18 protein-coding genes are annotated in these 21,639 nt (G+C 68.9%); 5 read left to right on the top strand and 13 right to left on the bottom strand.

The features are described from left to right. The first annotated feature begins 118 nt into the window (after nucleotides 1-118). A complete protein-coding gene (locus tag AC07AG_RS36745) occupies nucleotides 119-691 on the top strand; it encodes a hypothetical protein (RefSeq protein ID WP_478760844.1) in 573 nt (190 codons plus the stop codon). A gap of 438 nt (nucleotides 692-1,129) precedes the next feature. On the opposite strand, the gene AC07AG_RS36740 is transcribed toward AC07AG_RS36745, so the two are convergent. The 3 genes from AC07AG_RS36740 to AC07AG_RS36730 form a co-directional block, all read right to left on the bottom strand. Then, nucleotides 1,130-2,497, bottom strand: coding sequence for a class I SAM-dependent RNA methyltransferase (locus AC07AG_RS36740; protein WP_478760842.1), 1,368 nt, complete (start codon nucleotides 2,495-2,497; stop codon nucleotides 1,130-1,132). A gap of 135 nt (nucleotides 2,498-2,632) precedes the next feature. Then, nucleotides 2,633-4,699, bottom strand: a complete 2,067-nt coding sequence (locus tag AC07AG_RS36735; RefSeq protein ID WP_478760840.1) for an APC family permease — start codon at nucleotides 4,697-4,699, stop codon at nucleotides 2,633-2,635. Between the two features lie 61 nt (nucleotides 4,700-4,760). Then, nucleotides 4,761-7,058 (bottom strand): MMPL family transporter, encoded by a 2,298-nt coding sequence (locus AC07AG_RS36730; RefSeq protein WP_478760839.1) that lies wholly within the window; start codon nucleotides 7,056-7,058, stop codon nucleotides 4,761-4,763. 213 nt (nucleotides 7,059-7,271) lie between these two features. Between AC07AG_RS36730 and AC07AG_RS36725 the strand changes: the two genes are divergently transcribed. The 4 genes from AC07AG_RS36725 (at nucleotide 7,272) to AC07AG_RS36710 (ending at nucleotide 9,348) form a co-directional block, all read left to right on the top strand. Then, complete coding sequence (locus AC07AG_RS36725) at nucleotides 7,272-7,601, top strand: ArsR/SmtB family transcription factor (protein WP_249587252.1); 330 nt, start codon at nucleotides 7,272-7,274, stop codon at nucleotides 7,599-7,601. Further along, entirely contained in the window at nucleotides 7,601-7,840 is a 240-nt protein-coding gene (locus tag AC07AG_RS36720; RefSeq protein ID WP_249587253.1) for a hypothetical protein, read from the top strand. The genes AC07AG_RS36725 and AC07AG_RS36720 overlap by 1 nt, the downstream gene beginning before the upstream one ends. Nucleotides 7,841-8,002: 162 nt before the next feature. Then, the gene (locus tag AC07AG_RS36715) at nucleotides 8,003-8,671 is read left to right on the top strand and encodes a potassium channel family protein (protein WP_478760836.1); all 669 of its coding nucleotides are present in this window, start codon (nucleotides 8,003-8,005) and stop codon (nucleotides 8,669-8,671) included. Further along, nucleotides 8,671-9,348, top strand: a complete 678-nt coding sequence (locus tag AC07AG_RS36710) for a potassium channel family protein (protein ID WP_361052236.1) — start codon at nucleotides 8,671-8,673, stop codon at nucleotides 9,346-9,348. The genes AC07AG_RS36715 and AC07AG_RS36710 overlap by 1 nt, the downstream gene beginning before the upstream one ends. Before the next feature lie 132 nt (nucleotides 9,349-9,480). Here the strand turns inward: AC07AG_RS36710 and AC07AG_RS36705 are convergent, their stop codons facing one another. The 10 genes from AC07AG_RS36705 to kdpF form a co-directional block, all read right to left on the bottom strand. Continuing rightward, nucleotides 9,481-10,209, bottom strand: coding sequence for a DUF3159 domain-containing protein (locus AC07AG_RS36705; protein WP_478760834.1), 729 nt, complete (start codon nucleotides 10,207-10,209; stop codon nucleotides 9,481-9,483). Between the two features lie 3 nt (nucleotides 10,210-10,212). Beyond that, nucleotides 10,213-10,611 (bottom strand): OB-fold nucleic acid binding domain-containing protein, encoded by a 399-nt coding sequence (locus AC07AG_RS36700; protein ID WP_249587256.1) that lies wholly within the window; start codon nucleotides 10,609-10,611, stop codon nucleotides 10,213-10,215. A gap of 89 nt (nucleotides 10,612-10,700) precedes the next feature. Further along, nucleotides 10,701-11,384, bottom strand: coding sequence for a response regulator (locus tag AC07AG_RS36695; protein WP_361052421.1), 684 nt, complete (start codon nucleotides 11,382-11,384; stop codon nucleotides 10,701-10,703). Nucleotides 11,385-11,428: 44 nt separating this feature from the next. Then, the gene (locus tag AC07AG_RS36690; RefSeq protein ID WP_478760831.1) at nucleotides 11,429-13,975 is read right to left on the bottom strand and encodes an ATP-binding protein; all 2,547 of its coding nucleotides are present in this window, start codon (nucleotides 13,973-13,975) and stop codon (nucleotides 11,429-11,431) included. A 163-nt stretch (nucleotides 13,976-14,138) separates the two neighbouring features. Next, nucleotides 14,139-14,819 (bottom strand): ABC transporter ATP-binding protein, encoded by a 681-nt coding sequence (locus AC07AG_RS36685; RefSeq protein ID WP_478760829.1) that lies wholly within the window; start codon nucleotides 14,817-14,819, stop codon nucleotides 14,139-14,141. An 84-nt stretch (nucleotides 14,820-14,903) separates the two neighbouring features. Further along, complete coding sequence (locus AC07AG_RS36680) at nucleotides 14,904-16,130, bottom strand: alginate lyase family protein (protein ID WP_478760828.1); 1,227 nt, start codon at nucleotides 16,128-16,130, stop codon at nucleotides 14,904-14,906. A 572-nt stretch (nucleotides 16,131-16,702) separates the two neighbouring features. Beyond that, a complete protein-coding gene (locus AC07AG_RS36675) occupies nucleotides 16,703-17,383 on the bottom strand; it encodes a potassium-transporting ATPase subunit C (RefSeq protein ID WP_478760827.1) in 681 nt (226 codons plus the stop codon). A 24-nt stretch (nucleotides 17,384-17,407) separates the two neighbouring features. Beyond that, nucleotides 17,408-19,552, bottom strand: coding sequence for a potassium-transporting ATPase subunit KdpB (kdpB, locus tag AC07AG_RS36670; RefSeq protein ID WP_478760825.1), 2,145 nt, complete (start codon nucleotides 19,550-19,552; stop codon nucleotides 17,408-17,410). After that, entirely contained in the window at nucleotides 19,549-21,213 is a 1,665-nt protein-coding gene (kdpA, locus tag AC07AG_RS36665) for a potassium-transporting ATPase subunit KdpA (RefSeq protein ID WP_478760824.1), read from the bottom strand. Before kdpA ends, kdpB begins: the two co-directional genes overlap by 4 nt. Nucleotides 21,214-21,221: 8 nt before the next feature. Continuing rightward, nucleotides 21,222-21,311, bottom strand: a complete 90-nt coding sequence (gene kdpF / locus AC07AG_RS36660) for a K(+)-transporting ATPase subunit F (protein ID WP_033264828.1) — start codon at nucleotides 21,309-21,311, stop codon at nucleotides 21,222-21,224. Nucleotides 21,312-21,639: the final 328 nt, after the last annotated feature.

Below are 21,639 nucleotides of genomic sequence, written 5' to 3'. Positions count from 1 at the left end.
TCCGGCGACTGGCATATGGAAGGCGACAGCAGGAGCTGATCTGACTGGTCATCGTCCTAACCTCTGAACCGGCTCAAGCTGTACACGACCCGGCTCCCGGCGGGCCACGCTGCCGAGCATGAGCCCCACCAACACTGCCCTCGTGTCTGCCAGCATTGCCGTCATCAGTGCGTGCATCGCCACGTACACCACCAGCGGCAACAGCGCCCGCGCCGGCTTTGAACTCGCCCGCTCCCTCTTCAGCAACCTGACCTCAGCCGACACCGCGAAGTCCCGCGGCATCCTCGAGCGCTACAGGCGCGGGACCGGGCCCACTGACGAAACCCCAGACATAGTCCTCCACCACTACTTCAACCTGCTCTGGCAATTTGAACAGATCCACGCCGGGCGCCAATCCCTCAACCAGCAACGTCGCATCAACGGCACCCGCCCCGCCGTACGCTATCTCGACGCCATGACCAGCTGGCACATCAGCGAATGGGCACACCGCTGGCCGGAGATCCGGACGCGGCTCGAGGCCGACCGAGGTGAGTCCATCGACGACGAGCACTCGCTCGACACCTTCAACCAGCTCCTCGCATCCGTACACCCCACGCACTGGCGACTGCCCGACCTCGAAGCCGTCGTCAACGCGCAACGCCTCCGGCGCGAAGAGCGCGAACAGAGGGAGCGGCGAGAACGGGAAGGATAATTGCGCCGCCAGGCAACTACAACACTGCTGCCCAACAGGACGGGAACGCCATAGCCTCAGAATCCCAGCCTCCTGCGGTGCGGCAATAGAGGAACAGGGCCCGCACCTGTTCCTCGGATTCCAGACGCCGCACCAACAGGTTCGCTGTGGGCATGGCTTCACGAATCCTGAGTGGCCAACCTACGTTCTCCAACGAGCAGGGTCCCGGACGGGCACACCCAAAGTCCTGCGCGACTTTGCCTACCTCGGCCTGCCCCACCTCGCCGGCAAGAAGCCACAGGCAGCACCACCTGTCACGAGAACAGGAGGGTAAGACCGAGACGTCGCGCCAGCAATGCTCCTCAAATCAGATCGAGTAACGCAACGCACTCCACACGGTGTACCCATCCAAGCCCTGAAAGCAGGTCGAACAGGCTCTCAGGAACTACAAAGGGCAGTTCAGATGCCCTTTGCTGCTGGCTCTAGAACAGCGACACACTCAACATGCGAGGTCATCGGAAACAGATCGAACGCCCGCAGCGACCGCACCCGGTAGCCGCCATCCCGGAAGTACCCCAGGTCCCGCGCCAGCGCTGCCGGATCGCACGCCACGTACGCGATCCTCCGCGCCCCCAGCTTCGTCAGGTGCTTCACGGTCTGCTTGCCCGCGCCCGCGCGCGGCGGGTCGAGGACGATCAGGTCGACCTCGGTGATGCCGGTGCGCGGCAGGGCCGCCTCGACCTTGCCCTGTTCGATGCGGACGCGGTCGAAGGCCGCGAGGTTGTGGCGGGCGTCCTCCACCGCTCGCTTGCCGGACTCGATGCCGAGGACCGCGCCCTTGTCACCGACCCGGTCGGCGATCGCGCCCGCGAACAGGCCCACGCCGCAGTAGAGGTCGAGGGCCGTGTCGCCCTTGCGGGGCGTCAGGCCCTGCATGACGGCGAGCATGAGCGTCTCGGCCGCCTTCGGGTGGACCTGCCAGAAGCCGCCGTTGCCGACGCGGTACGTGCGGCCGTCGGCGCGCTCGCGGACGAACGGGCGGCCGTGCACGCGGTGGACGCCGCCGTCCTGTTCGGCGATGCGCAGGACCGAGACCGGCTTGTCGAGCTCGACGAGGGGCAGGCGCGCGCCCGGCTTCGGCTCCAGGATGACCTGGCGGTCCTGGGAGCCCGATGCCGCGATCGCCTCGACCGACTCCATGCCGGACCAGTCGTGCTTCTCGATGCCGAGCTCCGAGATGCCGGGAGCCGCGATCATGCAGTGCTCGACGGGCTCCACCTCGTGCGAGCGGTGGCGCCGCAGGCCCGCGTTGCCGTCGGGGTCCACCGCGTACTGGACACGCGTGCGCCAGGCAGGGACCTCGCCGGACGGCAGCTTGTCGCCCTCGGCCGGGACGACCGTGCCGTCCCAGCCGGCCTCCTCGGGGGTCAGGCCCGCGAGGCGCGCCAGCTGCTCGGTGATGACCTCGCCCTTGAGGCGGCGCTGCGCGCCCGGCTTCGCGTGCTGCCAGTCGCAGCCTCCGCAGCGGCCGGGGCCCGCGTAGGGGCACGGGGCGTCGACACGGTCCTTCGACGGTTCGAGGACGGTCACCGCGTCCGCGCGCAGGAAGCGGCTGTCCTCGTCGCCGTCCGTCACGCGCGCGATGACCTTCTCGCCGGGGAGCGTGTGGCGGACGAAGAGGACGCGGCCCTCCGCTGTGCGGGCGACGCAGTGGCCGCCGTGTGCGACGGGGCCGACCTCGACCTCGTACTCCTGCCCGACGAGGGAGGTCTCCTGCGAGCTCTCCTTCGAGTTCCCCGCCTGCGATTTCTTCGGTTCTGCCTGCATGGCGGGGTGACTCCACAACGTAAAAGGGGATCGGCCGTAAGAAACGGCCGGACAACAGCCCACCAGTCTACGTGGGTGTCGTCCGGCCGCTCGCCAACCACCGGGGTCGGTAGAACTCAGCAGGAGTCGGGAAGCTCAGGACTTCTTGCCGTTGCCGCCGCCGTTGCTCGGCTCCTTCGCGCGCTTCTCCACCGGGCCCCGCCGCACCGCACCCGGCGCGTTCCACTCGGACCGCTTCCGGGCCCGCTTCTTCGCGGCCTCGGAGGAGTCCAGCTGGTAGGGGACCGACGTCACCATCACGCCCGGCGTGAAGAGCAGACGGCCCTTGAGCCTGAGCGCGCTCTGGTTGTGCAGCAGGTGCTCGTACCAGTGGCCCACCACGTACTCCGGGATGATCACGCTGACCACGTCGCGCGGGCTCTCCTTGCGGAGCCCCTTGACGTACTCGATGATCGGCCGCGTGATCTCGCGGTAGGGCGAGTCGAGGATCTTCAGCGGGACGGTGATGCCGCGCCGCTCCCACTCGGCCCTGAGGGCCTTGGTCTCCGCCGGGTCGACGTTGATGCTCAGCGCTTCGAGCGTGTCCGAGCGCATCAGCTTGGCGTAGGCGAGGGCGCGCAGCGTCGGGCGGTGGATCTTGGAGACCAGGACGATGGAGTGCACGCGCGACGGGCGCACGCTGTCCTCGGACGGGGTGTCCGGGGCCGCGATCTCCTCGGCCACGCGGTCGTAGTGGCGGCGGATCGCGGACATCGTCGCGTAGAAGATGCACATGCCGAGCAGCGCGACCCACGCGCCGTGCGTGAACTTCGTGACGAGTACGACGACCAGGACCATGCCCGTGAAGAAGGCGCCGAAGGTGTTGATCGCCCGCGAGCGGATCATGTGGCGCCGCTTGGCCTGGTCCTTCTCCTTGCGCAGATGGCGGTTCCAGTGCCGGACCATGCCGATCTGGCTGAGCGTGAAGGAGACGAAGACGCCGACGATGTAGAGCTGGATCAGGCGGGTCGAGTCCGCGCCGTAGATGACGACGAGCAGGGCCGCGGCGCCCGCCAGCAGCACGATGCCGTTGGAGAAGGCGAGCCGGTCGCCGCGGGTGTGCAGCTGGCGCGGAAGGTAGCGGTCCTGCGCGAGGATCGAGCCGAGCAGCGGGAAGCCGTTGTACGCCGTGTTGGCCGCGAGGAACAGGACCAGCGCGGTGGCGGCCGCCAGGACGATGAACAGGAAGCTGCCGTTGCCGAAGACGGCCTCGGCGACCTGGGAGATCACCGGGTTCTGGACGTAGTCCGAGCCGACCGGGACGCCGTTGTGGAACAGGTCCTTGCCCGGATACTCGGCCATGCGGACCTTGGTCGTCATGGCCAGCGCGATGATGCCGCAGAACATGGTGACGGCCAGGGCGCCCATCAGGGCCAGGGTGCTCGCCGCGTTCTTGCTCTTGGGCTTGCGGAAGGCCGGGACGCCGTTGCTGATCGCCTCGACGCCGGTGAGCGCGGCACATCCCGAGGAGAAGGCCCGCAGGAGCAGGAAGACGAGGGCGAAGCCCGCGAGGCCCCCGTGCTCCGGCTTGATCTCGTAGTCCGCGGTGGGCGCCTTCATCGTCTCGTCGAGGACGATGCCGCGGAAGGCACCCCACGCGATCATGATGAAGACGCCGGCCACGAAGACGTACGTCGGGATGGCGAAGAGCTTCCCGGACTCCTTCACGCCACGCAGGTTCATCACCGTCAGGAGCACGATGACGGCTACGGCGCAGAGGACCTTGTGCTCGACGACGAACGGGACCGCCGAGCCGAGGTTCTCGATGCCCGATGAGATCGACACGGCCACGGTCAGGACGTAGTCGACGAGCAGCGCGCTCGCGACGGTGAGTCCGGCCTTGGGGCCGAGGTTGGTGTTGGCGACCTCGTAGTCGCCACCACCGCTCGGGTAGGCGTGCACGTTCTGCCGGTACGACGCGACGACGGTGAACATCAGCACGACGACCGCGACAGCGATCCAGGGGCTGAAGTGGTACGCCGACACACCCGCGATCGAGAGGACGAGGAGCACTTCCCCCGGCGCATAGGCCACGGAGGAGAGCGGGTCGGACGCGAACACGGGTAGAGCGATGCGCTTCGGCAGGAGGGTTTCTCCGAGCCGGTCGCTGCGCAGTGCGCGCCCGATGAGGATCCGTTTGGGCACGTCGGTCAGTTTGGACACGCAGAGGATCGTAAGCGTTCGAATGGGTGCCCGCCCACCCACCACCCCCTAACTGCTCCGGTTAGCCACGACGCGCCGCCCCGGGCTCCGCCCAATGCCCGGAAAGCGGACGCTCATCGGTGGCCTCCGGTGCTTCCGGTGCCTCCGGCGCCTCCCCCGCACCATGCCGCCCGTACCGCTCGGCCGCCCGCTCCTCGGCGCGCAGGATCGCGCGGGACGGCCACCAGGTGGCACGCCCGAGCAGCAGCAGCGCCGCAGGCAGGATCATGATGCGGATCACGAACGCGTCGAGCAGGACGGCCGCCGCGAGGACGAAGCCCATCTGCTTCATCTCCAGGATGTGCAGCATCACGAAGCTCGCGAAGACGGTGACCATGACGATCGCCGCGCTGGTGACGACCTTGGCCGACGAGCTGATGCCCTGGATGACGGCCTGTCGGGTGGGTACGCCGTTCAGCGCGGCCTCCCGGATCCGGCTGACCACGAACACCTGGTAGTCCATCGAGAGCCCGAAGAGGATCACGAAGAGGAAGAGCGGCACCCGCGACGAGATGCCGTCGAGCGAGATGAACGAGAGCAGTTCCTCGGCCCACTTGCCCTGGAAGACCAGGACGAGCAGCCCGAGCGCGGACGCGGCGGAGAGCAGGTTGAGCACGATGCCGAGCAGTCCGAGGACGACGGATCGGAACGCGATGACCGTCATGGCGAAGGTCATCAGGAGCAGGAAGCCGAGGACGAGCGGCAGCTTCTGGTTCTGGTGCTCCACGTAGTCGGTGCCGCGCGGCACCTCGCCGGTGACGGCCGTCTCGACGCCGGGCAGCTTGCCGACGGTCGCGGGGAGATGGTCGTGGCGCAGGTGGTCGAGCGAGTCCTCGGCCTTCTTCGAGTACGTCGGGTGCGGGGCGTTCAGCTCCAGGGCGGTGGTCCGCCGGTCCTTCGAGGCGCGCAGGAGCGGAGCACCTGAGGGGTGCGAGAAGAGCGGGTCGGCCTTCGCCCTGCGGTCCAGAGCCGTCAGGGCAGCACGGACCTCTCCGGCCTGCGAGGCCTCGGCCCGCACCACGACGAGGTGCCGGACGCGCTGCTCCGGGAAGGCTTCGAGCAGCCTGTCGTACCCCTTCATCGCCTGGATGTCGCGCGAGAAGCTGTCGCGCGCCGGGTTCTTGAGGTTCATGTCCAGTGCGGGCAGCGCGAGCCCCAGCATGACGAGGACCGACAGGCACAGGGTGAGCGCGGGGCGCTTGCGGGCGGGCGCGAGCAGGGCGTTCCACGCGCGGCCCGGCTTCTTCTCGCCGTACGCCGCCCGGACCGGCTTGCCCCGCGCGATCCGCTTGGCGGCGCGGCGCTCCGTACGGCGGCCGAGCTTGACCAGGAGCGCGGGCAGCACCGTCACCGAGCTGACCACGGCGACGGCGACGACCAGGATGGTGCCGGTGGCGAGGGAGTCGAAGATGACGTCACGGGCCAGGAAGAGCGCGGTGGTGGAGACGATCACGGCGAGTCCGGAGACCACGATGGCGCGGCCCGCGGTCGCGGCGGCGGCCTCGACCAGGGCCTCGGAGGTGAGGCGACCGCCCGCGCGGGCCCGCTCCTCGCGTTCGCGCTTGAGATAGAAGAGCGTGTAGTCGACGCCGACGGCCATGCCGATGAGCAGGATCATGCTCATCCCGACGCCGGTGTCGGGCAGCAGGTGCGAGGCCAGCATCGCCAGGCCCATCGTCGCCATGATCGAGGTGACGGCGAGCAGCAGCGGTACGCCGACCATGATCACCGAGCCGAAGACCAGCGCGAGCGTGATCAGCGTGACGGGCAGCGTGATCGCCTCGGAGAACTGCAGGTCCTTGTCGCGCTGGTCCTCGACGCCCTTGCTCACGGAGGCGTCACCGGTCTCCTCGACGACCAGGTCAGGGTGGGCCTTCGCGACCGCCTCGGTCTGGGCCCGGACCGGGGGCACCGCCTCCTGGTCCTTCTGCTCGGAGCCGTTCAGCTCCACCTGGACCCGCAGGACCCGCCCGTCGGCCGATTCGACCGGCGCCGCCACCGACGCGACCTCGGGCAGCGACTTCATCCGGGCGGTGATGTCCTTGACGGCGGCGTCGGCGGCCCTCTCGTCGAGCGGCCCCGACTCGGCGCGGATCAGGACCTGCTCCGTGGACCGCAGCTGGACACCGCCCTCGGTCGCCAGGGCTTCGGCGCGGCCCGCCTCCCCGACGCGGAAGTCCTCCGACGTGGCGCTGTTCATGCCGGCGGCGATGCCGCCCCCCAGGCAGAGCACCACGAACACCAGCCACCCGACGATCGCGCGCCCTGGGTGCAGCGCGCTCCATCGGGCCACGCGCACCGTGACCGATCGCTTCCTCATGACCATCCCCGCCCCTTCACGGCTTTCCAGCCTTGCATCCTTCACGTGTAAGTGGAGACTGACAGGTGAAGGAATGAGCCGTCAACTGTCATTCAGGGCTGCGCAGGCGTGGCGCGGGTGCGGATTGACAGTGGATCCCGTCATGCGTAAGTCTTGGCTGACAGGTTTCGGGACCAGCAAGAAGACCGAAGAGATCCAGCGAGAAGGCGGGCCATGGACAGCGAAGAGCTGCTCGCCTTCCTCTCCGCGGTGGGCCATGCCCAGCGGATCCGGATCATCACCGAGCTCGCCCCGGGGCAGCTGTACGTCAGCGAACTGGCGCGGCGGCTCGGTGTCTCCCGGCCCCTGCTCTACATGCACCTCGAACGTCTGGAGAAGGCCGGTCTCGTCGTCGGCCGCCTGGAGCTCTCCGACGACGGCAAGGCGCTCAAGTACTTCGAACTGGCGCCGTTCGACGTGCGATTGAACGTGGACACGATCCTCGCGGCCGTCCGGCAGGACGCGTCGGACGAGGTCGGACAGCACTCATCAGAGGGGTCTTAATGGACGACGTGATCATCCCGGTCGCCTTCTTCCTGATACTCGCCGGCGCGGTCGTGTCGGTGGCCTACTTCCAGTCGCAGCGCAACCGCGAGCGCGACCGCCAGTACGCCGAGGCGATGGACCACTACCGCGAGGTCGTCGAGCGCGCCAGGTCCGAGCAGGAGTCGACCCGGTTGCAGCTCGTCGAGCTGGGCCACCGGCTCAAGACCGTCGAGGGCCTGCTGCGCAGCGTGGACTGAGCCCGTGCCGGTTCCGTGCCGGTTGCATGCCGGTTGCATGCGCACCGGCAGGTGCACAGGGGTGCCCTCCGTGGACCGCGCGTGTGTAGCTTGGGCGTCGGTCTGAGACGCTTTTACCGTTCAGCCTGAGCAAAAAGTATTGACACAGCCGGAAGGACGGGCGTGCACATCGTCATCATGGGCTGCGGGAGAGTCGGATCGGCTCTCGCGCAGAACCTGGAACAACAGGGGCACACGGTCGCCGTGATCGACCAGGACCCCACCGCCTTCCGCCGTCTGGGCTCCGGCTTCGGCGGCCGCCGTGTCACCGGTATCGGCTTCGACCAGGACACCCTGCGCGAGGCCGGCATCGAGGAGGCGGGCGCCTTCGCCGCGGTGAGCAGCGGCGACAACTCGAACATCATCGCCGCCCGGGTGGCCCGCGAGATGTTCGGCATCGAGAACGTCGCGGCCCGCATCTACGACCCGCGCCGCGCCGAGGTCTACCAGCGCCTGGGCATCCCCACCGTCGCCACGGTCCGCTGGACCGCCGACCAGATGCTGCGCAGGCTGCTGCCCTCCGGGGCCGAGCCGCTGTGGCGCGACCCCACCGGCGGCGTACAGCTCGCCGAGGTGCACGCGTCCGCGTCCTGGATCGGCCACAAGATCAGTGAGCTCCAGGAGGAGACCGGCGTCCGCGTGGCCTTCCTCACCCGGCTGGGCGAGGCGGTCCTGCCGACCTCCCAGACGGTGCTCCAGGAGGGCGACCTCGTGCACGTGATGATGCGTACGGACGAGGTCGAGAAGGTCGAAGCGGCGTTCGCCGAAGGCCCCGAGGAAGGCGGTCACTGATGAGGGTCGCCATTGCCGGAGCAGGCGCGGTGGGTCGTTCCATCGCCGGTGAGCTCCTGGAGAACGGGCACGAGATTCTGCTCATCGACAAGGCGCCGACCGCCATCTCGGTCGAGCGCGTCCCGCAGGCCGAGTGGCTGCTCGCCGACGCCTGCGAGATCACCTCGCTCGACGAGGCCGCGCTCCAGCGCTGCAACGTGGTGATCGCCGCGACCGGCGACGACAAGGTCAACCTCGTCGTCTCGCTGCTCGCGAAGACCGAGTACGGCGTCCCGCGGGTCGTCGCCCGCGTGAACAACCCCAAGAACGAGTGGCTCTTCAACGAGTCCTGGGGTGTCGACGTCGCCGTCTCCACCCCGCGTCTGATGTCCGCGCTCGTCGAGGAGGCGGTCAGCGTCGGCGATCTCGTCCGGCTGCTCCGCTTCAGCCACGGCGACGCGAACCTCGTCGAGCTGACCCTGCCGCCCGAGTCGGCCCTCGCGGGCACGCAGGTCGGCGACGTCCAGTGGCCCGAGGACACCTCGCTGGTGACGATCATCCGCGGCACGCGCGTCCTCGCGCCGACCGCGGACGACTCCCTGGAGGCGGGCGACGAGCTCCTCTTCGTGGCCGCACAGGCCCGCGAGGAGCAGCTGGAGGACCTGCTGTCGGTGCGCAAGGAAGAGACGGCGAGCTAGTCGCCGCACTGGCTTGCACATGCATGAGGGGCGCCCGGAAGATTCCGGGCGCCCCTCATCTGTCACCTGCGGGTCCGTCGTGGCTGGTCGCGCGGTTCCCCGCGCCCCTTCGGGGCACGGACCCCACGACGCTCAGGCGTTGCGGCGCTCCGCCTCGCGCTCCTTCTCCGCCTGCTCCGCCGCTTCCATCTCGGCGAACACGTCGATCGGCGCGGGGGCCTTCGCGAGGAAGACCCAGGTCAGCCAGACGGCGAGCAGGAACGGCGGGATCTTCAGGGCGATCAGGACCCAGCCGAACTGCGTCGTGTCCCCCCACCAGTAGAGCGGGAAGAGGATCGCGCACTTGGCGAGCAGGATCAGGCCCCAGGCCCAACTGGCTTTCGTGTACGCCTTCTTGCGGCCCGGATTGCGGGTCCGCCAGGAGAGGTTCTCCTTGAAGACCGGGCCGAGGATCAGGCCGATCAGCGGGACACCCGCGATGGCCGTGATGATGTAGGCGAGGGCGAGGCCCAGGGTGTAGAGCATGCCCGGCAGATAGAAGTCCTTGGCGTTGCCGGTCATCATCGCGAAGACCACACCGAAGGCGACACCGAAGACGCCGCTGAAAGCGTGCTTGACGGTGCCCTTCATGACCAGGCGGACCACCACGAGCACAAGGGACACCGCGAGGGCCGCGATGGCCGACATGTGCAGGTCCTTGTTGATCGTGAAGATGGTCACGAAGAGGAGGCCGGGGACGACGGTCTCCACCATGCCCCGAACGCCGCCGAAGGCCTCGAAGAGCGCGGCCTCGGTCACGGCCCTGGAATCGTCGTCCTGATCCGTGGTTCCCTGGTCCGTCGGCTTGTCGAGGGACGTCACCGGCTACTCCCGTCCGAGGGGTCTGAGTTCGTATTTCGGGTTGAAGAGCACCCGGCGGCCCCTGCTCATCGAGACCCTGCCGGACGCGATCAGCCTGCGCCCCGGCTCTATGCCCACGATGGAGCGCCTGCCGAGCCACACCACGTCCAGTGCCGCGGAGCCGTCGAACAGCTCCGCCTCCAGGGCGGGGACCCCGGCGCGTGGCCGCAGGGTGACCGTGCGCAAGGTACCAGTAACCGTGACTATCTGGCGGTCGTGGCAGTCTCCGATACGGGTGCACCCGGCCGTTTCGGCGTCCTCGCGCAGCTCTTCCGACTCCAGATCCTCCTGGGAGGAGGACAGCCGGTCGAGCATGCGCCGGAAGCGGCCTGCCGGCTTCTCGGAACCAGGAACAGCACTCATACAGGAAGCGTACCGGGGGTCGCCGACAGCGCCGCAATGGGTGCGCTCATCTGTGCTTATGCCCGCTCAGTCCCGAGCCGACCCTTGACTCATCGCTCGAACCTGTAACCCATTCCAGGCTCGGTGATGAAGTGCCGCGGATGCGCGGGGTCCGCCTCCAGCTTGCGGCGCAGCTGTGCCATGTAGACGCGCAGGTAGTTCGTCTCCGTACCGTACGAAGGGCCCCAGACCTCCTGGAGCAGCTGCTTCTGGCTGACCAGGCGCCCGGTGTTGCGCACCAGGACTTCGAGCAGATGCCACTCGGTGGGCGTCAGGCGTACGTCGCGTCCGTTGCGGTTGACCTTCTTGGCGGCCAGGTCGACCGTGAAGTCCTCCGTGTCCACCATCACGTCGTCCTCGCCCGCTCCGGTGGGCTCCGCCCTGCGGATGGAGGCACGGAGCCGGGCCAGGAGCTCGTCCATGCCGAACGGCTTGGTGACGTAGTCGTCGGCGCCCGCGTCGAGCGCCTCGACCTTCTCGTCCGAGCTGTGCCGCGCGGAGAGCACCAGGATCGGTACGCGCGTCCAGCCGCGCAGGCCCCTGATGACCTCGACCCCGTCCATGTCGGGCAGACCGAGGTCCAGCACGATCACGTCGGGGTGGCGGGCGGCGGCGAGCTGGAGCGCGGTGGCTCCGTCCGGGGCCGCGTCCACGTCGTACTTACGCGCCTTCAGGTTGATGACGAGGGCGCGTACGATCTGCGGCTCGTCGTCGACCACGAGCACCCGGGTCATCTGTACCTGCCTTTCGGGCTTCTGGGTCTTGTCGCTGGTGGCGGTCATGAGGTGGCCTGGGCGGAGAGGTCCGGCACGACGGGCGGTGTGCCCGCCGCCGCCCGCACGGTGAGGACCATGGTGAGGCCGCCTCCGGGGGTGTCCTCCGCCTCCAGCGTGCCGCCCATGGACTCGACGAAGCCGCGTGCGACCGCGAGGCCGAGGCCCACGCCCGCGCCGCGCGGAGCGTCACCGTAGCGCTGAAAAGGCTCGAAGATGCGGTCCTTGGCCGCATCCGGGACACCCGGGCCGCGGTCCACGACGCGCAGCTCGACGCGGTCGCCGAGCGTGCTCGCGGAGACCAGGACCGGTTCGGCGTCGGGGCTGTACTTGACCGCGTTCTCGACGATGTTGGCGACCGCCCGCTCCAGGAGCCCCTTGTCGACGGTGACCATGGGCAGCGTCTCGGGGATGTCGAGGTCCGCGCTGCCGTCGGGGACGCCGCCGAGCGCCATCGGGACGACCTCGTCGAGGTCGATCTCGCGGATCAGCGGGCTGACGGTGCCGGTCTGCAGCCGGGACATGTCCAGGAGGTTGCCGACCAGGTGGTCCAGGCGGTCGGCGCCGTCCTCGATGCCTTCGAGGAGCTCGGCCTGGTCCTCCTCGGACCAGGACACGTCGTCGGAGCGCAGGGACGAGACGGCAGCCTTGATGCCCGCGAGCGGCGTCCGCAGGTCATGGCTGACGGCGGCGAGCAGCGCGGTGCGGATGCGGTTGCCCTCGGCGAGGGTGCGGGCCTGCTGCGCCTCGCCCTGGAGGCGCTGGCGGTCCAGGACCACGGCGGCCTGCGCGGCGAACGCGGCGAGCACCCTGCGGTCCTCCGCGGGCAGGACCCGGCCGGACAGGGCGAGCGCCATGTGGTCGCCGACCGGCATGTCCACGTCCGCGTCCTCGGGGCGTTCGAGGGTGCGGCCCTCGCCGACCCGGCCCGCGCAGGTCCAGGGGGCGACGTCGCTCTCACGCTCCAGGAGGGCCACGGAGTCCATGCTGAAGGTCTCGCGCACGCGTTCCAGGAGGGCGTCCAGGCTCGTCTCGCCGCGCAGCACGCTGCCCGCGAGGAAGGAGAGTATCTCCGACTCCGCGCGCAGCCTGGCCGCCTGGTGGGTGCGGCGGGCGGCGAGGTCCACCACGGAGGCGACGGAGATGGCGACGCCCACGAAGACGATGATCGCGACGATGTTCTTGGAGTCGGAGATCGTCCACAGGTGCCGGGGCGGCGCGAAGTAGTAGTTCAGGAGAAGCGAACCGACCGCCGCCGAGGCCAGGGCCGGCAACAGCCCGCCGAGCAGTGCGGCGGCGACGGTGAGCGTCAGGAACAGGAGCATGTCGTTGGCGAGGCCCAGGTCCGCGTCGACATGGGTCAGGAGCAGCGTCAGGAGCGCCGGGCCGCCGACGCCCACCAGCCAGCCCCAGATGCTCCGGGACCGTCCGAGCCGTGCCCCGCGCGCCACGGGAAGGCCGCGGCCCTTGGCGACCTCGTCGTGCGTGACGATGTGGACGTCCAGGTCGGGACCCGACTCACGCGCGACGGTCGCGCCGACGCCGGGCCCGAAGACGTACTGCCACGTCTTGCGGCGCGAGGAACCGAGGACGATCTGGGTGGCGTTGACGCCGCGGGCGAAGTCGAGCAGGGCCGCCGGTATGTCGTCGCCGATGACGTGGTGGAAGGTGCCGCCCAGGTCTTCCACGAGGGTGCGCTGGACGGCGAGTTCCTTGGGGGATGCCGCGGTCAGGCCGTCGCTGCGGGCGATGTAGACGGCGAGGATCTCGCTGCCGGAGCCCTTGGCGGCCATCCGCGATGCACGACGGATGAGCGTGCGGCCCTCGGGGCCGCCGGTCAGGCCGACGGCGATGCGCTCGCGGGCCTGCCAGGTGGAGCGGATGTCGTGCTCGCCGCGGTACTGCTGGAGGTATTCGTCGACCCGGTCGGCGACCCAGAGCAGCGCGAGCTCGCGCAGGGCGGTGAGGTTGCCCGGCCGGAAGTAGTTGGACAGGGCCGCGTCCACCCGGTCGGACTTGTAGATGTTGCCGTGCGCCATGCGGCGGCGCAGTGCCTGGGGCGACATGTCGACGAGCTCGATCTGGTCCGCGCGCCGCACCACTTCGTCCGGCACGGTCTCGCGCTGGCGCACGCCGGTGATCGACTCGACGACGTCGCCCAGGGACTCCAGGTGCTGGATGTTCACGGTCGAGACGACGTCGATGCCGGCGGCGAGGAGTTCCTCGACGTCCTGCCAGCGCTTGGCGTTGCGGGAGCCGGGGACATTGGTGTGCGCCAGTTCGTCCACCAGGGCGACGGCGGGCGCCCGCTCCAGGACGGCGTCGACGTCCATCTCGGTGAACAGGGTGCCGCGGTAGTCCAGGTCCTTGCGGGGCACCTGCTCCAGGCCGTGCAGCATCACCTCGGTGCGGGGCCTGTCGTGGTGCTCCACGAAGGCCACGACGCAGTCGGTGCCGCGCTCGATACGGCGGTGCGCCTCGGACAGCATCGCGTACGTCTTGCCGACGCCCGGTGCCGAACCGAGGTATATCCGAAGCTTGCCGCGTGCCATGGCCCCATTGTCTTCCCGAAACTGCTCTGTACGCAGCGTCGACCTTACGGCCAACAATTCCCGCAAATCGGACGAGGGTGCGCGGGAGGGCGCTCTTTGACGCAACCCTGATGTGGCCGGTCGACGGGGCGGGCCGGCGCCCTGCCGCGGGAAGCGCGGGCGATCAGCGCTCCACGATCTCGCCGTCGCTCAGCTCCAGGACCCGGTCGGCGAGGTCGAGCAGCGCCGCGTCGTGCGTGGCGACCAGGGCGGTGACGCCCTCGCCGCGGACGACGGCGCGCAGCAGCTCCATCACCGCGAGGCCGGTCTCGGCGTCCAGCTGCCCGGTGGGCTCGTCCGCGATGAGCAGGGAGGGCTTGTTGGCGAGCGCGCGGGCGATCGCCACCCGCTGCTGCTGGCCTCCGGAGAGCTCACCGGGCCGCTGCTCGGCGTGGTCGGCGAGGCCGACGAGGGCGAGCAGCAGCGCGACGCGCTCCTCACGCTCACGGGGGTCGGTCTTGCGCAGCCGCAGGGGCACGCCGACATTCTCGGCCGCGGTGAGGATCGGGATGAGCCCGAAGGACTGGAAGATGAAGCCGACGTGGTCGCGGCGCAGCTCCAGGAGGCCGCTCTCGCCGAGGCCCGCGAGTTCGAGCCCTTCGACGGTGATCTTCCCGGCGTCCGGGGTGTCGAGTCCGCCGACGAGATTGAGCAGGGTGGTCTTGCCGGATCCCGACCGCCCCTTCAGGGCGACGAGCTCACCGCGCGGGACGGCGAAGGAGACGCCGCGCAGGGCGTGCACGGCGGACGCGCCGCTGCCGTACGTCCGGTGCAGGTCCTCGACGACGACCGCGCTCTGTGCCATGTCCCCTCCCTCAAATCCCCCGTACGGCCCTGTTGGGCCGGGCGCCAGTATGGTCACGCCGCGCCCGGCCCAACAAGGTCCGCATCAGCTGGGGTTGTCCGCGTGGGTCAGGGTCTCCCAGGCGACGAACAGGTTGTTGGAACCTGCGGGGCGCTTCTGCTCGGTGAGCTTCTGGGTGTTGCTCATGGCGTGGCCGAGGCGGTTGTGGAGCGCGTTGTAGCCGACCTCGGTGACGGGCCCGAGGCCCCGGTGGACCGAGCCGCCGCACAGCGAGCTCGGCGGCGCCTCGCCCAGTTCGTACTTGGCCTGGAAGCCGAGGCCCTGGCGCAGCCGCTCGCCGACGTCCGTCCTGTAGAGGTCCTCGCCCTGGATGCGGCTGGTCTCGGCGACGTGGGAGATCGCGGAGAGCCCGTATCCGGTGTGGGTGAAGTCGCGGCACGTCTCCTGGGTGAGCCCGGTGGTGAAGGTGTCCTGCCCCTGCCAGTACTTGACGATCTTGGCGCGGGTGTCCAGGTTCTGGCTCGGCACGGTCTTGGGCAGGTCGCCGTCGGACGAGAGATAGACGTAGGCGGCGGTGCGCGTGCGGAACTTCGCCATCGCCTTGTCGTACGACCCCTTGTCCTCGATGAAGACGGAGATGCCGATGGCGGCCTCCATCATCGACAGCTCCCAGTTGCCGTTGGAGTTGGAGCCGTTGATGATCTCGGGCAGGTAGACGGTGCGCAGCATCGTCGCGAAGCGTCCCGAGTTGCCCCAGCTGCCGGTGTACGTGTGCTTGATGATCTCGGCGGCCCTCGGCCAGGACGACCCCGCCCAGCCGGTCTGCAGCGGGGCGTTGCTGTTGGTGTGGCCCTTGATGGTGCCGGACCAGGCGTCCATGAGCTCGATGGACTTCTTGGCGTAGCGGTCGTCGCGGGTGAAGTACCAGGCGAGTGCCGTGGTGTACGCGGCTATCGCGTCCTCGCGCTCATCGGTGCAGCCGTAGTTGGGGTCCGAGTAGGAGCCGCACTCGACGACCGCGCGGGGCTTGGGCGTGCGGGACAGGGAGGCGTACTTGCTCCCCATCATCTGGTCGTACGCGCCCTTCCAGGGCTGGGCGCCGGCGTTGACCTTCTCCCTGGTGAAGTCCAACTGCCCGCGGGAGACGGTGACTCCGGGGTGCGCGAAGGTGCCGGGTGCCGCGTCGGCGCGCTCGGCGCCGGGCCAGGCGATGAGGGCGGCGACCAGGGCGGTCACCACGGTGGCGAGGGTCGCGAGGACTGCCGTGCGGGGTCTGCGGTGGTGGCGCACGGGTGTGGGGGTGTCAGCCATGCGAAGGGCCATCCATTCTCGTATGTGAACTTCAAGTGCCTTTCTGAACATGCGTGTTGGCCCGAGACCATAGGTACGGACCATGCTTCCGTCAAGGCGTGAAGTTGGAGGTTCCCTGCACGAGAATTCACCCGACGGCAGAGCCCCTGTTCAGGGACCGGCCGGGGACGAATCCGGCCCCTCGCCCCAGACACCGATGTGATCCGGCTCCTCCGTGAGCCGCACGCGTCCGCGCAGCCCATAGCGCTCCACGTAGTCGCGCGGCAGCTGCAACCGCCCGGCCCGGTCCAGAACCGTGAACTCCTCCCCCGCACCGCCCTGTTCGCGCAGCGTCTGGGCTCGTCGGCGAGCAGCACGCGCGGGGCGTTGGCGGAGGCCTTCATCGGCAGCGCGACGTTCTCCAGGGCCGTGAGGTACGGCAGCAGATGGCGCCCGGTCTACTGCCACACGAACCCGTGGCCCGCGGTGCTCCGGTCGGTCGGACCGGAGCACCGCGGGCCACAAGAGAGCTGACGCAGCGTCAGCTATTGCCGCGCGACGAGGGTGTCAGCTATTGCCGCGCGACGCGGGTGTCACCCCTTGTCGGCGACGAGCTCCTTCAGCGCGATGTTGAGCTGGAGGACGTTGACGCGGGGCTCGCCCACGAAGCCGAGGATCCGCCCGTCGGTGTGCGTCTCGACCAGCTTCTCGACCTTGTGCACGTCGAGACCGTTCTTCGCGGCCACTCGATGGGCCTGCAGTTCCGCGTACTCCGGGGAGATGTGCGGGTCCAGGCCCGAGCCGGAGGAGGTGACGGCCTCGGCCGGCACGTCCGACGGCTTGACCTTGAAACCGGCCGTGGAGTTGTCCTTGACCACGGCGGCCTTGGCGGCCTTGACGTTCGCGATCAGGTCCTTGTTGTCACCGGCCAGGTTCGTGGCGCCGGACAGGATGAGGTCGTACTGGGTGTTCACCCCCGCGTCCTGGTTGGAGCCGAGGCCGTTGGACGGCCTGGGCTGGAACCACTTCAGGTCGGGCGCGGCGGTTTCCTGGCCCTTCTTCAGCGGCAGGTCGTACCGCTGCCCGATGAGTTCGGAGCCGACGACCTCGCCCTCGCTCCTGATCTCGGAGCCGTTGGCCTTGTCGTTGAAGAGCGCCTGGGCGACGCCTGTCACCGCGAGCGGGTAGATGACGCCGCAGATCACGGTCAGGACGAGCAGGGCGCGCAGCCCGGCCCACAGCAACCGGCCGGTGTTGCCTACCGATGTGTTCATGATGATCAGCACGCTTTCGAGGAACTACAGCCCGGGGATGAGGGAGATGAGCAGGTCGATGACCTTGATTCCGATGAACGGGGCGACGAGACCGCCCAGGCCGTAGATGCCGAGGTTGCGCCGCAGCATCCTGTCCGCGCTCATCGGCCGGTACCGCACACCCTTCAGGGCCAGCGGCACCAGGGCGATGATGATCAGCGCGTTGAAGATGACGGCCGACAGGATGGCCGACTCCGGGGACGACAGGTTCATGATGTTGAGCTTGTCGAGGCCGGGGTAGACCACGGCGAACATCGCGGGGATGATCGCGAAGTACTTCGCGACGTCGTTGGCGATCGAGAAGGTCGTCAACGCGCCCCGGGTGATGAGGAGTTGCTTGCCGATCTCGACGATCTCGATGAGCTTGGTGGGGTTGGAGTCCAGGTCCACCATGTTCCCGGCCTCCTTGGCGGCCGAGGTCCCGGTGTTCATGGCCACGCCCACGTCAGCCTGCGCGAGGGCCGGGGCGTCATTGGTGCCGTCACCGGTCATCGCGACGAGCTTGCCGCCGGCCTGCTCGCGCTTGATCAGCGCCATCTTGTCCTCGGGCGTGGCCTCGGCGAGGAAGTCGTCCACGCCCGCCTCGTCCGCGATCGCCTTGGCGGTCAGCGGGTTGTCACCCGTGATCATGACCGTCTTGATGCCCATGCGCCGCAGCTCGTCGAACCGCTCGCGCATGCCCTCCTTGACGACGTCCTTGAGGTGGATGACACCGAGTACGCGCGCCCCCTTCTCGTCCTCGGCCGCGACCAGGAGCGGTGTGCCACCGGCCTGCGAGATGGTGTCGGTCAGCGTCTGGGCGTCGTCGGAGACGGTGCCGCCGTGCTCGGTGACCCAGGCGACGACCGAACCGGTCGCGCCCTTGCGGACCTTGCACCCGGTCCCGTCCTGGACGAGGTCGACACCCGACATCCGCGTCTGCGCGGTGAAGGCGACCCACTCGGCCCCCTCCAGCTCACCCTGGTGGCGCTCGCGAAGCCCGTACTTCTCCTTCGCCAGTACGACGATGGAGCGGCCCTCGGGCGTCTCGTCGGCCAGCGACGAGAGCTGGGCGGCATCCGCGAGCTCGGCCTCGGTCGTCCCGCGCACCGGCACGAACTCGGCGGCCTGACGGTTGCCGAGCGTGATGGTGCCCGTCTTGTCGAGCAGCAGCGTCGAGACGTCACCGGCGGCCTCGACCGCCCGCCCGGACATGGCGAGCACGTTGCGCTGGACCAGGCGGTCCATGCCCGCGATGCCGATCGCGGAGAGCAGCGCGCCGATGGTCGTCGGGATCAGGCAGACCAGGAGCGCGGCCAGCACGATCATGGACTGCTCGGCACCGGCGTACACGGCGAACGGCTGGAGCGTGACGACCGCGAGCAGGAAGACGATGGTGAGGGACGCGAGCAGGATGTTGAGCGCGATCTCGTTGGGCGTCTTCTGCCGTGCGGCGCCCTCGACCAGATTGATCATCCGGTCGATGAACGTCTCGCCGGGCTTCGTCGTGATCTTGATGACGATCCGGTCCGAGAGGACCTTCGTGCCGCCGGTGACGGCGGAGCGGTCACCGCCCGACTCCCGGATGACCGGGGCCGATTCACCGGTGATCGCCGACTCGTCGACGCTCGCGACCCCCTCGACGACGTCGCCGTCGCCGGGGATCACGTCGCCCGCCTCGCAGACGACCAGGTCGCCGATGCGCAGCTCGGTGCCGGGCACCTGCTCCTCGGCCGTGCCGTTCAGACGGCGCGCGACGGTGTCGGTCTTGGCCTTGCGCAGGGTGTCCGCCTGCGCCTTGCCGCGTCCCTCGGCCACCGCCTCCGCCAGGTTGGCGAAGATCGTGGTCAGCCACAGCCAGGCGGCGATCGCCCAGCCGAACCCGTCCCCGGGATCCTTGACCGCGAGGACCGTGGTGATCACCGATCCGACGAGCACCACGAACATGACGGGCGACTTGATCATCACCCGCGGATCGAGCTTCTTCACGGCGTCCGGGAAGGACTTCAGGAGCTGCTTGGGGTCGAACAGACCCCCGCCGACACGGCCGCTGTCCTTGTGCCCGCCGGGCACGTCCTGGTGCGGCGCACGGGTGGGAGTGGCGGTGGACATGGAGCCGGGCTCCTCTGGCTTCTTTATGTCGGTGGTCATGACGCCAGCCCCTCGGCCAGCGGCCCGAGGGCCAGCGCGGGGAAGTAGGTTAGACCGGTGATGATCATGATGGTGCCGACCAGCAAGCCGGTGAACAGCGGCTTCTCGGTACGCAGGGTGCCCGCGGTCGCCGGGATCGGCTTCTGCTCGGCGAGCGAACCCGCGAGGGCGAGGACGAACACCATCGGCAGGAACCGGCCGAGCAGCATCGCGAGGCCGATCGTGGTGTTGAACCAGTTCGTGTCCGCGCTCAGCCCCGCGAACGCCGAACCGTTGTTGTTGGCGCCCGAGGTGTAGGCGTAGAGGATCTCGGAGAAGCCGTGCGCCCCGGAGTTGAGCATCGAGTCCTTGGGCGTGGGCAGCGCCATCGACACCGCGGTGAATCCGAGGACCAGGGCGGGCGTGATGAGGATGTAGCAGGCCGCCAGCTTGATCTCGCGGGTGCCGATCTTCTTGCCCAGGTACTCCGGCGTACGGCCCACCATCAGACCGGCGATGAACACCGCGATGATGGCCATGATCAACATGCCGTAGAGACCGGACCCGGTACCGCCCGGCGCGATCTCGCCCAACTGCATGCCCAGCAGGTTGAGCCCGCCGCCGAAACCGGTGTTGGAGGAGTGGAAGGAGTTGACCGCGCCCGTCGAGGTCAGCGTCGTGGCGACCGAGAAGATCGCCGAACCGCCGATCCCGAACCGCGTCTCCTTGCCCTCCATGGCGCCGCCCGCGACATCGAACGCGGGAGCGCCGTGGTGGAACTCCGTCCACATCATCAGCGCGGTGAATCCGACCCAGATGGTCACCATCGTGGCGAGGATCGCGTACCCCTGCTTCACGCTGCCGACCATGCGGCCGAAGGTGCGGGTCAGGGCGAAGGGGATCACCAGGATCAGGAAGACCTCGAAGAGGTTGGAGAGCCCGTTCGGATTCTCGAAGGGGTGGGCGGAGTTGGCGTTGAAGTAGCCGCCTCCGTTGGTGCCCAGCTCCTTGATGACCTCCTGCGAGGCCACCGCACCGCCGTTCCACTGCTGACTGCCGCCCAGGAACTGGCCGACCCCGTGGATCCCGGAGAAGTTCTGGATCGCGCCACAGGCGACGAGGACGAGCGCGCCGATCACCGAGATCGGGATCAGGATGCGGACCGTGCCGCGCACCAGGTCGGACCAGAAGTTCCCCAGCTCACCCGTGCGCGAGCGGGCGAAGCCACGCACCAGGGCGACCGCGACGGCGATGCCCACGGCCGCCGAGACGAAGTTCTGGACGGCGAGGCCGCCGGTCTGCACGACGTGGCCCATGGCCTGTTCGCCGTAGTACGACTGCCAGTTGGTGTTCGCCACGAACGACGCGGCGGTGTTGAACGCCTGGTCCGGATCGATGGCCTTGAAGCCGAGCGACCCGGGCAGCGAGCCCTGGAGCCGCTGCAGCAGATACAGGAACAGCACGCTCATGGCGGAGAAGGCGAGCACCCCGCGCAGATAGGCGGGCCAGCGCATCTCGGCGTTCGGGTTGGCGCCTATGCCCTTGTAGATCCACTTCTCCACGCGCAGATGCTTCTCGGAGGAGTAGACCTTGGCCATGTAGTCGCCAAGCGGACGGTATGCCAGGGCCAGCGCCACGATCAGCGCCAGGAACTGGAGCACACCAGCAAGAACAGGGCTCATATCCGTACTCAGAACCTCTCCGGGAACACGAGAGCGAGGACGAGATAGCCCAGCAGGGCGACGGCCACGACGAGACCGACGATGTTCTCGGCAGTCACAGCTTCGCCACCCCCTTGGCGATGAACGCCACCAGCGCGAATACCGCGATCGTGGTGACGACGAAGGCCACGTCGGCCATCGTGTGCTCCTAGATGAGATGCGAGTGATCTGACGTCTTGAGCAAACCCCCTCCGTGGCTGGAATTGACCGCCGTTGACGTCTCCCTTACGTCCGCCGGCGCTCCATTGACGACTCTCTTACGGCTGCCCGCGCCCTGTGCCTCCTCCTGTGCCGTCTCCTGCTCCCACCTGCGAAAACGCCGATGGGCCGCACTCCCATCAGGGAGTGCGGCCCATCGGCCTGCAACTCGTGGTCGGGGCGCCCGGG

The organism is Streptomyces sp. NPDC044044 (assembly GCF_056434405.1).
This window is presented reverse-complemented; position numbering and strand designations above follow the sequence as displayed.

What these genes read in the sequence shown, in the direction of transcription:
- AC07AG_RS36745 (WP_478760844.1), top strand. Translation starts at nt 119, where the DNA reads ATGAGCCCCACCAACACTGCCCTCGTGTCTGCCAGCATTGCCGTCATC.
- AC07AG_RS36740 (WP_478760842.1), bottom strand. Translation starts at nt 2,497, where the DNA reads ATGCAGGCAGAACCGAAGAAATCGCAGGCGGGGAACTCGAAGGAGAGC.
- AC07AG_RS36730 (WP_478760839.1), bottom strand. Translation starts at nt 7,058, where the DNA reads ATGAGGAAGCGATCGGTCACGGTGCGCGTGGCCCGATGGAGCGCGCTG.
- AC07AG_RS36725 (WP_249587252.1), top strand. Translation starts at nt 7,272, where the DNA reads ATGGACAGCGAAGAGCTGCTCGCCTTCCTCTCCGCGGTGGGCCATGCC.
- AC07AG_RS36720 (WP_249587253.1), top strand. Translation starts at nt 7,601, where the DNA reads ATGGACGACGTGATCATCCCGGTCGCCTTCTTCCTGATACTCGCCGGC.
- AC07AG_RS36710 (WP_361052236.1), top strand. Translation starts at nt 8,671, where the DNA reads ATGAGGGTCGCCATTGCCGGAGCAGGCGCGGTGGGTCGTTCCATCGCC.
- AC07AG_RS36700 (WP_249587256.1), bottom strand. Translation starts at nt 10,611, where the DNA reads ATGAGTGCTGTTCCTGGTTCCGAGAAGCCGGCAGGCCGCTTCCGGCGC.
- AC07AG_RS36695 (WP_361052421.1), bottom strand. Translation starts at nt 11,384, where the DNA reads ATGACCCGGGTGCTCGTGGTCGACGACGAGCCGCAGATCGTACGCGCC.
- AC07AG_RS36690 (WP_478760831.1), bottom strand. Translation starts at nt 13,975, where the DNA reads ATGGCACGCGGCAAGCTTCGGATATACCTCGGTTCGGCACCGGGCGTC.
- AC07AG_RS36685 (WP_478760829.1), bottom strand. Translation starts at nt 14,819, where the DNA reads ATGGCACAGAGCGCGGTCGTCGTCGAGGACCTGCACCGGACGTACGGC.
- AC07AG_RS36680 (WP_478760828.1), bottom strand. Translation starts at nt 16,130, where the DNA reads ATGGCTGACACCCCCACACCCGTGCGCCACCACCGCAGACCCCGCACG.
- AC07AG_RS36675 (WP_478760827.1), bottom strand. Translation starts at nt 17,383, where the DNA reads ATGAACACATCGGTAGGCAACACCGGCCGGTTGCTGTGGGCCGGGCTG.
- kdpB (WP_478760825.1), bottom strand. Translation starts at nt 19,552, where the DNA reads ATGACCACCGACATAAAGAAGCCAGAGGAGCCCGGCTCCATGTCCACC.
- kdpA (WP_478760824.1), bottom strand. Translation starts at nt 21,213, where the DNA reads ATGAGCCCTGTTCTTGCTGGTGTGCTCCAGTTCCTGGCGCTGATCGTG.